Origin of the sequence: Delftia tsuruhatensis NBRC 16741 (genome assembly GCF_001571325.1) — a bacterium.
In the GTDB taxonomy this organism is placed as follows: Bacteria; Pseudomonadota; Gammaproteobacteria; order Burkholderiales; family Burkholderiaceae_C; genus Comamonas; species Comamonas tsuruhatensis.
This window is the reverse complement of record NZ_BCTO01000032.1, coordinates 139,762-154,268: the sequence shown is the minus strand read 5'-3', so window position 1 is coordinate 154,268 and position 14,507 is coordinate 139,762. Positions and strand designations below refer to the sequence as shown.

Sequence of the window (14,507 nt, the reverse complement as noted above, 5' to 3'; positions counted from 1 at the left end):
CGCTTGGAAAATCAATAGCTGAGTGCTATCGAATTGCTTTTATTGTTGTTTCGTTCTATGGATGCGGCAAGGCTTTGGCGATTGGCAAATCTCAACTGCGCCATAGCCAAAAAATTTCACCGCACCCCGCCTGCGTCGTGCCGGGCATGCTTTTTGCCAAGGCATTGTGTTGCGCGGGCGGATACGGCCCGTGTAGGCCGTCGCCCTGTCAGCCAGAGACCAGCTTGTGGACCAGATCGGCGGCCGTGGAGGCGCCGTACTTGCGCATCAGCCGTGCGCGGTAGATCTCCACCGTGCGGTGGCTGATGGCCAGGGCGCGGCCGATTTCCTTGGAGGTCAGGCCTTCCAGCAGGCGGGCGGCCACCTCGCGCTCGCGCCCCGTGAGTTCGGCCTTGACGGGGCGCTGGGCGCTGAGGTCCTCGAAGCTCCAGATGCCCGAGGCATGCGGGTCGCTGCGGTCCAGCGTGCGGCCCGTGACATGGCACCAGAACGTTTCGCCGTTGGCGCGCTTCATGATGCGGTTGTCCGAGTAGAAACCCCGGGCGTTGAGAATGGGCGCGATGCGCGCGCCCAGCCGCTCGTACTCGTCGGCGCTGGGGTAGAGGATCTGGAAGGTCTGGCCGATCAGCACCTCGCGCGAGGCCTCGAACATCTCGCAGACCTGGCGATTGCAGTCGATCATGGTGCGGTTGCGCGAGATCACGAGACCGACGGGGGCGGCCTCGAACGCCAGCCTGTAATCTATATCCATGGGCAAATCTTTACGAAAAACTACCTATGCAAGTACGTAGTATCGTAGCGCATCCAATCTGAAGGAGACATGTGTGAAAAAGCTCTACCCCTCTGCGGAGCAGGCGCTCCAGGGCGTCGTGGCCGACGGGCAATTGCTGGCTGTGGGAGGCTTCGGTCTGTGCGGCATTCCCGAGGCCCTGATCGACGCGCTGCGTGACAGCGGCGTCAAGGGCCTGACGGTGATTTCCAACAACGCGGGCGTGGACGGCTTTGGCCTGGGCAAGCTGCTGGAGACGCGCCAGATCAAGAAGATGATCTCGTCGTATGTGGGCGAGAACAAGGAGTTCGAGCGCCAGTACCTGGCCGGCGAGCTGGAGCTGGAATTCACGCCCCAGGGCACGCTGGCCGAGAAGCTGCGCGCAGGCGGCGCCGGCATTCCCGCCTTCTTCACCAAGACCGGCGTGGGCACCATGGTGGCCGAGGGCAAGGAGCTGCGCGAGTTCGACGGCGAGACCTATGTGATGGAGCGCTCGCTCGTGCCCGATGTCTCCCTGGTCAAGGCCCACCGTGCCGACAAGAGCGGCAACCTGCAGTTCCGCCTGACGGCGCGCAACTTCAACCCTGCCGCCGCCACGGCCGGCAAGGTCTGCATCGTGGAAGTGGAGGAGGTGGTCGAGGTCGGCGAGATCGCACCGGACGACATCCACCTGCCCGGCATCTACGTGCACCGCATCGTGCACAACCCGAACCCCGAAAAGCGCATCGAAAAGCGCACCATCACAGAAAAACAAGGAGCCTGACCATGCCGTGGACCCAAGACCAGATGGCCGCCCGCGCGGCCCAAGAACTCGAAGACGGCTTCTACGTCAACCTGGGCATCGGCATTCCCACCCTGGTGGCCAACCACACGGGTGACAAGGAAGTGTGGCTGCAGTCCGAGAACGGCATGCTGGGCATCGGCCCCTTCCCGACCGAGGATGCCGTGGACGCCGACCTGATCAACGCCGGCAAGCAGACCGTGACGACGATTGCCGGCTCGTCCATCTTCGGCAGCGACCAGTCGTTCGCCATGATCCGCGGCGGCAAGATCAACCTGTCCATCCTGGGCGCCATGCAGGTGTCCGAGAAGGGCGACCTGGCCAACTGGATGATCCCCGGCAAGATGGTCAAGGGCATGGGCGGCGCCATGGACCTGGTGGCGGGCGTCAAGCGCGTCATCGTGCTCATGGAGCATGTGGCAAAGAAGAAGGACGGCACGACCGACCTCAAAATTCTTCCCGCCTGCACTCTGCCTTTGACCGGCGTGGGCGTGGTGGACCGTATCATCACCGACCTGGGAGTGATGGACGTGACGCCGCAGGGCCTGAAGCTCGTGGAACTGGCCCCCGAAGTGAGCTTCGAGGACATCCAGTCCAAGACCGGCGTGACGCTGATTCGCTGATGTTGCCGTGCTGTGCAGTGCCTGCCTGGTGCAGGCCTGCGCAACGAGAGCCCGCCTTGCGCGGGCTCTTTTGCTTATATTTCAGATTTCGAGCCAATGGGAGCCTCTATGACGGATGTCGCGGCCGTGCGCAATCCACCGACAGCGCAGGGATGGAAGGACGAGGGCGTGCATTTCCTGCGCGCCGTCACCGACATGGCCGAGCATTGCAACGTGGTGACCGGCGAGCCCATCTTCAACGACAAGGGCGTCAAGCTCGTGGACAAGGGCGCGCGCATCGACAGCAACATGTACGAGCGCCTGGTCAAGCACAAGCTGCGCGACCCCATCGACAAGCACCTGGGCGTGGACAACCGCGTGGACGTGCTGGCCATCGAGGCCCAGGCCATGGTGCAATGCGAAACCGTGGACCTGATGCGCCGCCTGGTGCAGTCGCTGGGCGGCACGGACCGGCTGCTGGCGCCGCTGCGCCTGATGGTGCTGCCGCCGCAGATCGCCTTCAAGCTCACGGTCATGCGCGAGCAGCGGCCCGAGCTGTTCGCCCACAGCCTGCAGATGATGCTGGTGGCCGTCTACCTGGCGCTGCAAAGCGAATGGAGCGAGCGTGAATGCGGTCCGCTGGCCACGGCGGCCCTGCTGCACGATGTGGGCATGCTCTACATGGACCCGGCCTGGACCGACCCCAACTACCGGCTCACGGGCGCCGAGCGCAAGCACCTGGTGGCGCACTCGGTCACGGGCATGCTCATCATGCGGGGCGCGGGCGCGTATTCGCAGGACGTGGAAATGGCCGTGCTCGAGCACCACGAGCGCATGGACGGCACGGGCTATCCGCGCGGCGTGCATGGCGAAGCCATCTCCAAAATGGGCCGTATCCTGTTGCTGGCCGAGGTGGTCTCGGCCTTCTTCGACAAATTCCAGGACCTGCCCGGCCAGCGCCTGTCGCTGATGCTGCGCATGAACCACCGCCGCTATCCGGCCGATCTGGTCGGCATCCTGCTGCCGCTGCTGTACGACGAGATCTCGCCGGGCACGCCGCTGCCGCCGCTGCAGGCCGAGGTCACGCACAGCGTGGCAGCGCTGTCTGCCGCCTTCCAGATGTGGGACACGTTCAGCCAGGCCTTTCCCGAGCGCTGGCAGGCCATGCCCGACCACCAGGCGGCCGTCTACATCGACTCCAGCATCGGCAGCCTGCAAAAGCAGCTGGCCGAGGCCGGCCTGCACCCGAACCAGCAGACCGACCTGCTGGCCTACCTCAAGGACGACGTGCAGGGCATGAGCGAGCTGGCCCTGCTCAGCCGCGAGGCCCTGTGGCAGCTGCAGGCCATCGTCAACGCCTGCCTGCGCCGCTGGCCCGCCATCAACGCCCGCACCCACGCCGTGGACACGGCGGTCGCGCAATGGTGCGAAGCCTGCATGCAGATCGACGCCACACCCCCAGCGGGTGGCGCAGCGAGAGCGCCAGCGCACTGAGACAGCCGGGCTTGCCCGGCTTTTTTACATCCGTGGATCTCTCGGAAATCAAGATTGCTGTATATTCATACAGTATTTGAGATTTTCCCCATGACCACGCCCCACGCCTCCCAAGCTGCGCAGCCCGCCCCCATGGCGGGCGCGGCGCGTGTGCTGCCTCAGTTGCAGGGCGTGTGGCGTGGCGATGGCTGGCAGCAGGCGCTGCAGCAGCGCGTCCAGCCTTCGGGCCATGCGCTGCTGGATGCGCAATTGCCGGGCGGGGGCTGGCCGCTGGGCGCGATGGTCGAGCTGCTGCAGCCCGCCCATGGCCATGCCGAATGGCCGCTGCTGTTGCCGGGTCTGGCGGCCCTGATGCAGCGCAGCGCGGGCCAGGTGGTGTTGGTGGCGCCGCCTTGCAGGCCTTTTGCTCCGGGACTGGAAGCGGCGGGCGTGGCGGCGCACCGGCTGTGCTGCGTGGAGGCCGATACCCACCCCGGCGCCCACCCGGCAGGCGATGGGGCAGGGCTGGCCTGGGTCTGTGAGCAGGCACTGCGCTGCCGCGACGTGCTGGCCGTGCTGGCCTGGCTGCCGGCCGGTCTGCCCATGGCCACGCTGCGCCGGCTGCAATGGGCGGCCGCTGCGCAGGGGCGCATTCTGTGGCTGTGGCGCGAGGCCTCGGCCGCCCTGCAGACGGTGGCCTCGCCCGCGCCGCTGCGGCTGCGCGTGGAGACAGAGTTGGGGGAGCCGGGCGAAGGCGGCACGCCAGCCTGCCTGCGCGTGCAGTTGCTCAAGCGCCGGGGGCCTGCGCTGGAGCATCCCTTGAAACTGCCGCTGCACCACTGGGCCTGGCAGGACGTGCTGCAGGCCCAGGCCCTGCGGCGCACCCGGCAGGCGGGCGAGGCGCAGCGCTGGCTTCATGGACACGGGCAACTGCTGCCCGCCGAGGCGCCCGCCTTGCAGGCGGCAGCGCACACCCTGGGATGAGATGCCATGGCACAGCCGAATCAAGCACTGCACTGGATTGCCTGGCCGCTGCATGCCGCGCAGGGCGATGGTCAGGGCAACGGCGACAGTGATGGCAAAGGCAGTGCCTGCGCGCAGCAGGCCTGGTGGGCCCTGCGCTGGACGCCGCGCGTGGCCGTCTGGCAGGGCGCAGGGCAGGCCGTGGCGCTGATGGAGGTGGGCAGCGTGGAGCGCCTGTGGGGCGGCCGCCAGTCCATGCTGCTGGGCCTGCTGCGCGCTCTGCGTGAACAGCAGCCTGACACAGGGCAGGCAGGCAGCCCGCAGATGCCGGTCTGGGCCCGGGCCGCCACGGCCTGGCAGGCGCTGGCGCGTCTGCGCTGGCGCATGCAGGGCGACGGCCTGCGCCAGCCCTGGCCGCCTGCCGATGCCCTGCCGATCTGGACACTGCCCGCACTGGAGCCGCATGCGCCGGCCCTGGAGCGCATGGGCTGCCGCCGCTGGGGCGAGCTGCGCGCCCTGCCGCGCGCGGGCCTGGCGCGGCGCATCGGGCTGCCGGCCCTGCTGGCGCTGGACCAGGCCTATGGCAGCAGCCCCCATGCGCTGGACTGGCTGGAGCTGCCCGAGCACTTTGCATTGCGTGCCGACCTGGGCTATCCGGCCAGCGACGCCCAGGCCCTGCTGCAGGCCGCCCGGCCCCTGCTGCGTGCGCTGCAGGCCTGGCTGCAGGCCCGCCACCAGGGCGTGCTGGGCCTGCAACTGCGCTGGCACCACGATCTGCGGCGCGTGGACGGCACGCAACTGCCGGCCTGGGAAGCGCTGGACATCCGCACGGCCCGGCCCGCCCAGGCGCTGGAGCACATGGAGCGCCTGCTGCGCGAACGCCTGGCCCGCACGCCCTGGCGCGCGCCTGCGGACATGCTGGAGCTGGTGGCGCTGGACACCGCGCCTTTCGCGGCCGATGCCGGCAGTTGCCTGCCACCGGCCGCGCCCGGTCCGGCGCCGCTGGGCGAGGCGGCAGGCGCGGCAGATGGGGCAGGCGCGGCCAGCGGCATGGCCTGGCATGAATGGGTGGAGCGCGTCTCGGCCCGCCGTGGCGCGCAGGGCGTGCGGGTGGCGCAGCTGCAATCGGACCACCGGCCCGAGGCCATGCAGCGCTGGACCCCGGCCTGCGAGGCCCTGCAGACCCCGCAGGCACCGCGGCGGCCCGCGCACGCGCGCAAGGCGGCCAACCCCTGGCAGGGCCTGCTGCCGCCCTGGCTGCTTGATCCGCCCCAGCCCCTGCTCCTGCAGGGCAGCCGCCCTTGCTGGCAGGGGCCGCTGCAATTGCTGGCCGGCCCCTATCGGCTGGAGGCCGGCTGGTGGGGAGAGCCGCAGGCCGATGCTGCGCTGGCCGTGCGTGACTATTTCGTGGCCAGCAACGCGGCTGTCGGCCATGTCTGGATCTACCGCGAGCGCACGCCTGCATCGGAGCGGCTGCCAGGCATGCCGGCCCTGCTGTCGCCCGCCGCCTGGTTTGCGCAAGGCATCTATGGCTGAACAGGACATCCTGCTGGAGCCGCCGCCCCCGCAGCTGCAGCGACTGCAGCCCCCGCCCCAGGCCACCGGGCCGGTGTCCGGCATGGCATCGGGCCCGGGCCTGCCCGGCTATGCGGAGCTGCACTGCCTGTCGAACTTCAGCTTTCTGCGCGGCGCCTCTTCGCCGGCCCAACTGGTGCAGCGCGCCAAGGCCCTGGGCTACCAGGCGCTGGCCCTGACCGACGAATGCTCGGTGGCCGGCGCCGTGCGGGCCTTCGAGGCCGCGCGCGACTGCGAGATGGCCCTGATCCATGGCAGCGAATTTGCCTGGGGCCCGCTGCGCGTGGTGGCGCTGGCGCGCGATCTGAACGGCTGGGGCAACCTCTGCGAGTTCATCAGCGCGGCGCGCGCCCGTGCCGACAAGGGCCGGTACCTGGTCGATGCCGACAGCCCCTGGCATCTGCTGCGTGAAGGCTGCGAATGCATCGTCCTGCCACAGCGTGCGCTGCTTCCAGCCGGCGATGTGCCCGCCATCGCCCAGGCCGTGCAGGCCGCCGTGGCGCAGCTGGGGCCGGGCTGCTGGCTGGGCGTGGAGCTGCTGCTGGCGCCCGACGACAGCCTGTGGCTGCAAAGCCTGCAGGACGTGGCAGGGTTGCTGGGCCTGTCCTGCGTGGCATGCGGCGACGTGCACATGCATGCGCGCTCGCGCAAGCCGCTGCAGGACCTGGTGACGGCGCTGCGCCTGGGCTGCACGGTGGCCGAATGCGGCTTCGAGCTGCATCCCAATGCCGAGCGCCATCTGCGCTCACGCTTGCGGCTGGGCGGCATCTATCCGCGCGCCATGCTGGATGCAACCTTGCAGATTGCCGCGCGCTGCGATTTCAAGCTCAGTGAGATCAGCTACCACTATCCGCAGGAAAGCGTGCTTCCCGGCATGGACGCGCGCCAGACCCTGGCCTGGCATACCTGGCAGGGAGCGGCGGGGCGCTATCCGCAAGGCATTCCCGAATCGGTCGCCAAGCAATTGAAGGATGAGCTGGAGCTGATCGCCGAATGCCGCTACGAGATGTACTTTCTCACCGTGCACGACATCGTGCGCTATGCGCGCAGCGAAGGCATCCTGTGCCAGGGGCGCGGTTCGGCCGCGAACTCGGCCGTCTGCTATTGCCTGGGCATCACGGCCGTGGACCCGAACAAGACCACGCTGCTGATGGCGCGCTTCATCAGCCGCGAGCGCAGCGAGCCCCCAGATATCGACGTGGACTTCGAGCACGCGCGGCGCGAGACCGTCATCCAGTACATCTACGAAAAATACGGCCGCGGCCGTGCGGCGCTGACGGCCGTGGTCAGCTGCTGGCGCACGCGCGGTGCGCTGCGCGATGCGGGCAAGGCCCTGGGCGTGGATGCGGTGCTGATCGACGCCATGGCCCGGCAGCACCACTGGTTCAGCGATGCCGAGGACCAGGCGGCCGAGCCGGAGCCCGAACCCGATGACCCCGCCCTGGGCTGGGTGCGCTCCAAGCTGCTGCGCCTGGCCCGGCTGCGCGAGCGGCTGGGCGACGACTGCCCGCAACTGTCGCCCCAGCGTGCGCGGCTGTGGCTGGAGCTGGCCCTGCAGCTGCGCGACAGCCCGCGCCACCTGAGCCAGCATGTGGGCGGATTTGTGCTGACCGACGGGCCGCTGACGCGGCTGGTGCCCGTGGAGCCGGCCGCCATGGAGGGCCGCTCGGTCATCCAGTGGGACAAGGACGATCTGGACACCATGAAGCTGCTCAAGGTCGATGTGCTGGCCCTGGGCATGCTCACCGTGCTGCGCGGCAGCCTGCACGCGCGCGCCGCGCTGCGCGGCCCGCGCTGGGAGCTGGCCGACATTCCCAAGGACGACCCGGCCACCTACGACATGATCTGCCGCGCCGACACCGTGGGTACCTTCCAGATCGAGAGCCGGGCGCAGATGAGCATGCTGCCCCGGCTGCGGCCGCGCGTGTTCTACGACCTGGTGGTCGAGGTCGCCATCGTGCGGCCCGGCCCCATACAGGGCGGCATGGTCCATCCCTATCTGCAGGCGCGCGAGCGCAGGGACCAGGAAGGGGAACTGGTGTTGGAGAAGCCCGAACTCAAGCAGGCGCTGGAGCGCACGCTGGGCGTGCCCATTTTCCAGGAGCAGGTCATGCAAATCGCCATGATCGCGGCGAATTTCTCGGCGGGGGAGGCCGACGAACTGCGCCGCTCCATGGCCGCCTGGCGGCGCAAGGGCGGCATACACCATTTCGAGCGCAAGCTGATCGAGGGCATGCTGGCCAAGGGCTATAGCCCGGAATTCGCCCACGCCATCGTCCGCCAGATCCAGGGCTTCGGCGAATACGGCTTCCCAGAAAGCCATGCCTACAGCTTTGCCATGCTGGCCTATGCCAGCGCCTGGCTCAAGCGCCATGAGCCGGCCTGTTTCCTCATGGCCTTGCTCAATGCCCAGCCCATGGGCTTCTACACCCCCTCGCAACTGATCCAGGATGCGCGCCGCCACGGCGTGCGCGTGCTGCCCGTCGATGTGCGCCACAGCGACTGGGACTGCACGCTGGAGGCACCGCACGAGCGCATTGCTGGCGTCGAGCTGCCGCAGCCGGCCGTGCGCCTGGGTCTGTGCATGGTGGCGCAGCTGCCAAAGACTTCCGGCGAGCGCGTGGCCCAGGTCCGCGCGCAGGCGCCGTTCAGGAGCACCGAGGACCTGGCCCTGCGCGCCCGGCTGCAGCGCGCCGAGCTGCAGGCCCTGGCGGCGGCCGATGCGCTGCAGGGCCTGTCAGGCCACCGCCGCCAGCAGATGTGGGATGCCGCGGCCCTGCAGGTGCAGCCCCCGCTGTTCGCGGGCGTGCCCGTGCACGAGGCGCCCGTGCAACTGGCCGCCGCGCCCGAGGGCGAGGAAATCCTGTTCGACTACGCGGCCACGGGCCTGAGCCTGCGCCGCCATCCGCTGGCCCTGCTGCGTGACCGCCTGCGCCGCCACGGGCTGCGCACGGCGCTGGAGCTGCGCGACACGCTGGCGGGCATGCGCGTGCGGGCCTGCGGCATCGTCACCGTGCGCCAGCGCCCGCCCACGGCCAAGGGCACGGTCTTCATCACGCTGGAGGACGAGACGGGCACGGTCAACCTGGTGGTCTGGCCCGATACCGTCACGCGCTGGGGCGAGCCCTTGCTGGGCGCGCGGCTGCTGGCGGTGGAGGGCATCTGGCAAAGCAGCTCGGACTGGGGCGGCGGCAAGGACTGCGGCGAGTCAGTGCCTGCAGAGCAGGCCAGCCAGGAGGTGCCCGCCGTGCGCCATCTCATCGTGCACCGCGCCCGCGACATGAGCCGCTGGCTGGGCCGCCTGGGCGGCGCCGGCGTGGCGAGCCGCAATTTCCACTGAGGGCTGTTGCCGTTGCTGCGGCTGCCGAAGCAGGCTCAGGCCATGCGGGCGTCGGCGCGGATGTCCGGCATCTGGTCGATACGCTTGCCGAACCAGCCTATGCGCTCGGTCTGGCGCACGTCCAGCCTGGGCACGTAGGGCTTGATGTCGAGCACGGGCGTGCCGTCGAGCATGTCGTTGCCCAGGAAATGCAGCAGCAGTCCTTCGCGCCGCACCAGACGCACGATGGACAGGCCCAGCCGGTTGGGCCGCGCCGGGGCGCGCGTGGCGAACACGCCGTGGCTGCGGTCGTCCATGAAGGGCACGACTTCCAGCCTTTCCACGGCCTGGTGCAGGTGGGTGATGAGGATCAGGTAGTCAAAGCCTTCGATGTCGCGCAGCCCGGCCTCGAACTCGGGCAGCAGCTCCACGCGGCCTGCCTCGTCGGCCGCGCCTGCCGTCTGTATGGGCATGCCCACCGGATCGGTGAAGCGGCTGCGCACATGGCCGATGGGGCGGCAGCCTATGGCTTGCGCGGCGGCATCGCTCATGCGCTGGCGGTGCCCTGGGGATTGAGCAGGCGCGTCAGCGCTGCGATATCGGCCGCAGCCGCCATGCGCGACGTGGTTTCTATGGAGCGGTAATGCCTGACGATGGCCTCGCCCGTGGCCGTGAGCGAGGCGCCGCCGCCATGGGCGCCGCCTGCGCTGGTGTTGACGGCCGGCGTCTGCAGCGCGCGGTTCATCTCGTCCACGAGCACCCAGGCGCGCCGGTACGACATGCCCAGCGAACGGGCTGCGGCCGAGATGGAGCCCGCCTCGGCGATGGATTCGAGCAACTGCACCTTGCCGGGTCCGATGGCAATGGTGCTGTCGTTGTATACGCGCAGGCGGAACTGGACTTTGGAGGACATGGGAGAAGGGCTGGGCACGGCAAAAGCGGGTTAACGGCGAAGGTTAAGCGAAATCAACGGTCTGCGCCGCGATGGGGCTAAGGGGAAATACGCAATGCATGGCCTGCTACAGCGGGGCGGGTCATATGCACTGTGCGCCGCCGCCGTTCGCAACGGCTGTGGCCCTCATGGTACTGATGGCTCGCACGGTCGGCGTTGCCACTCTTGCCAGACTGCACGCTGGCCCAAGCCCCGGCTCACATAGGCGCGCGGTGATCATGGTCTTGCTGGCCAGCGCCTGGGGACGGCCGTTCGTGGCGTTCCCAGGGCGCGCTGCAGGTGAAGGCCGGGCAGGCCTTCCTACTTCTTGCCGGCGTCTGCCAGCAGGCGCTGGCATTGCGCATCTTCCTCGGCAGCCGGCACCGTCAGCGGCACCAGGGCCAGGGCGGCGGGCGCCACCACGGCGGCGGCCACGGCCGCGCCCGCACGCAGCAGCAGCGGGCCGGGCTCCACGCCCACCTTGGGGTTGGCGAAGCTGCCGCGCACATACAGGGGCGTGCGCAGCGAGAAGAACTTCCACTTCAGCGATTCGGGCTTGATGTGCAGATCCATGGTCTCCTGCGCCAGGCTGATCTGGCCTGTGGCCTCCACGATCGCCTCCGGCGTCGCCAACTTGACGTTGCGCGTGCGTGCCAGGCCGTTCTGCACGGACAGGTCGGCCACGGCGCAGTTGAGCTGGACTTCCTTGTCGGCACCGAACAGCTTGGTCACCACCACGCTGCCCAGGTTGAGCGCGGCCAGGTCCAGCAGTTGCTTGCTGAAGCGCCCGTCGCGCACATACAGGCGCATGTCGCCGGAGCTGGTGCCCAGCCATTCGGCCATGGACTGGCCTCGGCCCTCCAGGGCGATGGCGCCATCCATGCTGCCCAGGCTTTTCTTCATCAATTCGATCTCGGGGAACAGGGCCGACAGCTGCAGCCCCTGGACCTTGCCCTGGAGGTTGGCCTTGGGCGGCTTGGCGCCGCTGTCCACCATGGCCTGCAGGTCCAGCTTGCCCTTGGCCATGCCGAAGCGCAGCGGCGCCAGGCGCAGCACACCGTTGTCCATGACGGCATGTACGCTGAAGTTCTCGATGGGCAGGGCCTGGGGACGCTCGATGCGGTCACTCTGGAAGTGCACATCCATATCCATGGCATTCCACTTGCTCGTGTCGAAGCGCTGCGTGGGCAGGGTCTTGCCGCTGGCCGCCTGCCGGCTTTTCTGGTCCTGCCTGGTGGACGGTGCTCCTACCACCGGCCCCAGGTCGGCCAGGCGCAGCTTGCGCGATGCCAGCTCGCCGCTGAGCTTGGGCCGGGGCTTGCCGGATGCGTAATGCAGCGAGCCGCGCAGATCGCTCTGGCCCACGCGGCCCTCGAAGTTTTCGTAGTCCCACTCGGCGCGGCCGGGCTGCAGGCTGCCGACCAGATGGCCGTTGGTGTCGAAAGGCGGTGTACGTGGCAGCAGCAGGCCGGTCAGTGGGAACAGGTCGGCCATGCTGGAGCCGCGCAGGTGCACCTGCAGGTCCATGCCCTTGAGTGCCCTGGGATTGTCGAGAATGCCCTCGGCCCGTGCGCGCAGGCTGCCCGCATGGGCCCACAGCTTGACCGGAAAGCGTGCCTGCTCGCTTTGCAGGTCCAGCACGGGGCCGATGAGGCCCTGGGCCTCGACCGTGGCCTTGGCGATGCGGCCGGTCAGGCCGACGCGCATGCCATACGGAAAGTCTGGACTGGGCGGCCGTACAAGGCTGTCCAGGCGTGCGCGCACCGCCATCTGGCGCACGCCATCGCTCCAGCCCACCAGGCCGCCGCGCAGGCTCAATTGCGTCACTTGGAAGCGCCAGCGCGGACCGGTGGACTCGGGGCGCTTGAAAGTCCAGTTGTTGCTGCCGTCCTTGCGCCGTGCAAAGACCAGGTCAGGCCCTTCGAGCTGCAGATGGTCCAGCAGCACGTGCCGGCCCAGCAGCGGCCACAGCCGCAGGCTGGCCGTGGCGCGGGCTGCCGTGGCCATGGTGGCGGCGTCGCGCGGGGGAGGGGCCATTTTTTCGTCGGCCAGGACGATGCTGTCGCTGTCGATACTGGGCGCGGAAGGGCTGGCCTGCGAGTCCTTGTCCTTGTCCTTCGCCTTTACCGTGGGCTGTTCCTTGGCTTTCTCCTCGGGCAGGCGGCCCTTGTTCAACTGGTCGGGCGGCGCAGGCAGGGCAGGCAGCTCGCCACTGCCCTTGGCCGGCTCCTGCTCCACCTGCCAGCCTTCGGGCTGGCCCAGCGTCAGCTGCTCGGCCTGGACGGTGACGCCAGGAATCCAGTGACGCCAGCCCTGGTCCAGCGGCTGGGGCCAGTTCCATTGCACCCGCAGGTCGCCTTCAATCGCGAAATGCCGGCCGGTGCTTTCACTGACCCGCTCATTGATCCAGGGCCTGGCGCGGTTCCAGTCATAGGTGGCAATCAGGACCACGACCAGCGCCAGCAGCAGCACCAGGGCCGAGACCATCCACACGAGGATGCGCAGCCAGCGGCGGCGCGGCGGGCGGGGTGTGGGCTTGGATGCCGGCGTGGGGGAGCTGTCGGTCGCTGTGTCGGTCATGGCGCAGGGGGCCGCTAAATGGAGTTCGGTCCATCCTAGCGCCGCAAAACCGCTTGCCAAGGTCCGGGACGCGCTGGCGGGCAGCCGGCAGGCCCGCATACAGGAGATTGGCCTACAGCGCGGCCTGCCGTGGCAAAAGCGCTGTCATCACCGTGTCTCCTGGCCCTGCCGCAGGCGGGTCGATGCCAGGGCGGCCACCACCAGCAGGCCCGCCATGATGAACAGGCCGTTGCGCGTGCTGCCCGTGGCCTGTTCGATCATCCCCATCACGGTGGGGCCGATGAAGCCGCCCACCAGTCCGCAGGTATTGACCAGGGCAATGCCGCCCGCCAGCCCCGCACCCGCCAGCCGCGAAGCCGGGAACAGGAAGACGACGGACTGCACCACGAAGAACATCAGCGCTGTGAGGCTGAAGCCCAGCAGCCCCAGCGCGGGCGAGGCCTTGCCCGCCAGCGCCGCCAGCAGCAGGCCTGCAGCCATGGTGCCCAGGCCCGCCAGCAGCATGCGCCGGCAGCGCTGCGGGTGGGTGGCAAAGCGCGGCAGCCAGGCCGCACCGATGGCCGCTGCGATCCAGGGCACGGAGTTGAGCGTGCCGATCTGCAGCGGCGAGAGCTGGCCGTAGGTGCCGATGATGCCGGGCAGGAAGAAGATCACCGTGTAGATGCTGATCTGGTGGCAGAAGTAGACAAGGATGGCCAGCCAGATCTGGCGGTCGCGCAGGCAGTCCCGGAGCGAGTGGCCCACCTGGCCGGCGCTGGCCTGCTGGTCCTGCTCGGCCTGCAGGCGTTGCAGTACCTCGCGCGATTCGGCGGCCGTCAGCCAGGGCGCGCTGGCCGGGCCGTCGGGCAGCTTCTTCCAGACCACCCAGGCCAGGGCCACGGCGGGCAGGCCCTCGATCACGAACATCCATTGCCAGCCGTGCCAGCCCAGGAAACCGTCCATCTGCAGCAGCGCGCCGCCCACGGGGCCGCTGAGGATGTTGGCAATGCACACGCCCAGCAGGAAGTAGCCGATGGCGCGGGCCCGTTCCTCGCGGCCGAACCAGTAGGTCAGGTAGAGCATCACGCCGGGGAACAGCCCCGCCTCGGCCGCGCCCAGCAGCACGCGCATCACGTAGAACGAGGTCTCTCCGGTGATGAAGGCCATGCCGGCCGACAGCAGGCCCCAGGTCACCATGATGCGGGTGATCCAAAAGCGCGCGCCCACCCTGTGCATGATGAGGTTGCTGGGCACTTCCAGCAGGGCGTAGCTCAGGAAGAACAGCCCCGCGCCCAGGCCGTAGGCGGCCGCCGAGATGCCCAGGTCCACCTCGATGTGCGACTTGGCCAGCGCGATATTGGTGCGGTCTATGAAGCTGATCACATAGGACAGCACCAGCAGCGGCATCAGCCTGCGGAAGATGCGGGCGTTGAGCAGCGACTGCCTGTCGCCGGCGGCAGGCTGCGGCCTTGCGGGCGGCGCGTGAACAGTGGAGGGCGATGGGTGATGGACCATGGCAAATCCTTGGAAAGATG

General features: G+C 68.8%; 11 protein-coding genes. 6 read left to right on the top strand and 5 right to left on the bottom strand.

From position 1 onward, the window contains the following. Window positions 1–208: 208 nt before the first annotated feature. Complete coding sequence (locus DTS01S_RS16785) at window positions 209–751, bottom strand: PAS and helix-turn-helix domain-containing protein (protein ID WP_016446258.1); 543 nt, start codon at window positions 749–751, stop codon at window positions 209–211. A gap of 73 nt (window positions 752–824) precedes the next feature. On the opposite strand from DTS01S_RS16785, the gene DTS01S_RS16780 reads away from it, so the two are divergent. The 6 genes from DTS01S_RS16780 to dnaE all read left to right on the top strand — a co-directional run bounded on the left by DTS01S_RS16780 (window position 825) and on the right by dnaE (window position 9,503). After that, window positions 825–1,532 (top strand): CoA transferase subunit A, encoded by a 708-nt coding sequence (locus DTS01S_RS16780; RefSeq protein WP_016446257.1) that lies wholly within the window; start codon window positions 825–827, stop codon window positions 1,530–1,532. 2 nt (window positions 1,533–1,534) lie between these two features. Beyond that, window positions 1,535–2,173, top strand: coding sequence for a 3-oxoacid CoA-transferase subunit B (locus DTS01S_RS16775; RefSeq protein ID WP_012206068.1), 639 nt, complete (start codon window positions 1,535–1,537; stop codon window positions 2,171–2,173). Window positions 2,174–2,281: 108 nt separating this feature from the next. Further along, on the top strand, window positions 2,282–3,646 hold the full coding sequence (locus DTS01S_RS16770) for an HD-GYP domain-containing protein (RefSeq protein WP_061288148.1): 1,365 nt from the start codon (window positions 2,282–2,284) through the stop codon (window positions 3,644–3,646). A gap of 90 nt (window positions 3,647–3,736) precedes the next feature. Further along, complete coding sequence (gene imuA, locus DTS01S_RS16765) at window positions 3,737–4,609, top strand: translesion DNA synthesis-associated protein ImuA (protein ID WP_061288146.1); 873 nt, start codon at window positions 3,737–3,739, stop codon at window positions 4,607–4,609. A gap of 6 nt (window positions 4,610–4,615) precedes the next feature. Continuing rightward, the gene (locus DTS01S_RS16760; protein ID WP_061288144.1) at window positions 4,616–6,124 is read left to right on the top strand and encodes a Y-family DNA polymerase; all 1,509 of its coding nucleotides are present in this window, start codon (window positions 4,616–4,618) and stop codon (window positions 6,122–6,124) included. Then, on the top strand, window positions 6,117–9,503 hold the full coding sequence (dnaE, locus tag DTS01S_RS16755; RefSeq protein WP_061288142.1) for a DNA polymerase III subunit alpha: 3,387 nt from the start codon (window positions 6,117–6,119) through the stop codon (window positions 9,501–9,503). Before DTS01S_RS16760 ends, dnaE begins: the two co-directional genes overlap by 8 nt. A gap of 35 nt (window positions 9,504–9,538) precedes the next feature. On the opposite strand, the gene tsaA is transcribed toward dnaE, so the two are convergent. The 4 genes from tsaA to DTS01S_RS16735 all read right to left on the bottom strand — a co-directional run bounded on the left by tsaA (window position 9,539) and on the right by DTS01S_RS16735 (window position 14,487). After that, window positions 9,539–10,033: a tRNA (N6-threonylcarbamoyladenosine(37)-N6)-methyltransferase TrmO gene (tsaA, locus tag DTS01S_RS16750; RefSeq protein ID WP_061288140.1), complete on the bottom strand. Its 495-nt coding sequence runs from the start codon at window positions 10,031–10,033 to the stop codon at window positions 9,539–9,541. After that, complete coding sequence (locus tag DTS01S_RS16745; RefSeq protein ID WP_016446251.1) at window positions 10,030–10,395, bottom strand: winged helix-turn-helix domain-containing protein; 366 nt, start codon at window positions 10,393–10,395, stop codon at window positions 10,030–10,032. The genes tsaA and DTS01S_RS16745 overlap by 4 nt, the downstream gene beginning before the upstream one ends. Window positions 10,396–10,734: 339 nt before the next feature. Then, window positions 10,735–12,993 (bottom strand): AsmA family protein, encoded by a 2,259-nt coding sequence (locus DTS01S_RS16740; protein ID WP_061288138.1) that lies wholly within the window; start codon window positions 12,991–12,993, stop codon window positions 10,735–10,737. A gap of 147 nt (window positions 12,994–13,140) precedes the next feature. After that, window positions 13,141–14,487 carry an MFS transporter gene (locus tag DTS01S_RS16735; RefSeq protein WP_061288136.1) on the bottom strand — a complete coding sequence of 449 codons (1,347 nt, stop codon included), beginning with the start codon at window positions 14,485–14,487 and terminating at the stop codon, window positions 13,141–13,143. Between the last annotated feature and the right edge of the window lie 20 nt (window positions 14,488–14,507).

What these genes read in the sequence shown, in the direction of transcription:
- DTS01S_RS16785 (WP_016446258.1), bottom strand. Translation starts at nt 751, where the DNA reads ATGGATATAGATTACAGGCTGGCGTTCGAGGCCGCCCCCGTCGGTCTC.
- DTS01S_RS16775 (WP_012206068.1), top strand. Translation starts at nt 1,535, where the DNA reads ATGCCGTGGACCCAAGACCAGATGGCCGCCCGCGCGGCCCAAGAACTC.
- DTS01S_RS16770 (WP_061288148.1), top strand. Translation starts at nt 2,282, where the DNA reads ATGACGGATGTCGCGGCCGTGCGCAATCCACCGACAGCGCAGGGATGG.
- imuA (WP_061288146.1), top strand. Translation starts at nt 3,737, where the DNA reads ATGACCACGCCCCACGCCTCCCAAGCTGCGCAGCCCGCCCCCATGGCG.
- DTS01S_RS16760 (WP_061288144.1), top strand. Translation starts at nt 4,616, where the DNA reads ATGGCACAGCCGAATCAAGCACTGCACTGGATTGCCTGGCCGCTGCAT.
- dnaE (WP_061288142.1), top strand. Translation starts at nt 6,117, where the DNA reads ATGGCTGAACAGGACATCCTGCTGGAGCCGCCGCCCCCGCAGCTGCAG.
- tsaA (WP_061288140.1), bottom strand. Translation starts at nt 10,033, where the DNA reads ATGAGCGATGCCGCCGCGCAAGCCATAGGCTGCCGCCCCATCGGCCAT.
- DTS01S_RS16745 (WP_016446251.1), bottom strand. Translation starts at nt 10,395, where the DNA reads ATGTCCTCCAAAGTCCAGTTCCGCCTGCGCGTATACAACGACAGCACC.
- DTS01S_RS16740 (WP_061288138.1), bottom strand. Translation starts at nt 12,993, where the DNA reads ATGACCGACACAGCGACCGACAGCTCCCCCACGCCGGCATCCAAGCCC.
- DTS01S_RS16735 (WP_061288136.1), bottom strand. Translation starts at nt 14,487, where the DNA reads ATGGTCCATCACCCATCGCCCTCCACTGTTCACGCGCCGCCCGCAAGG.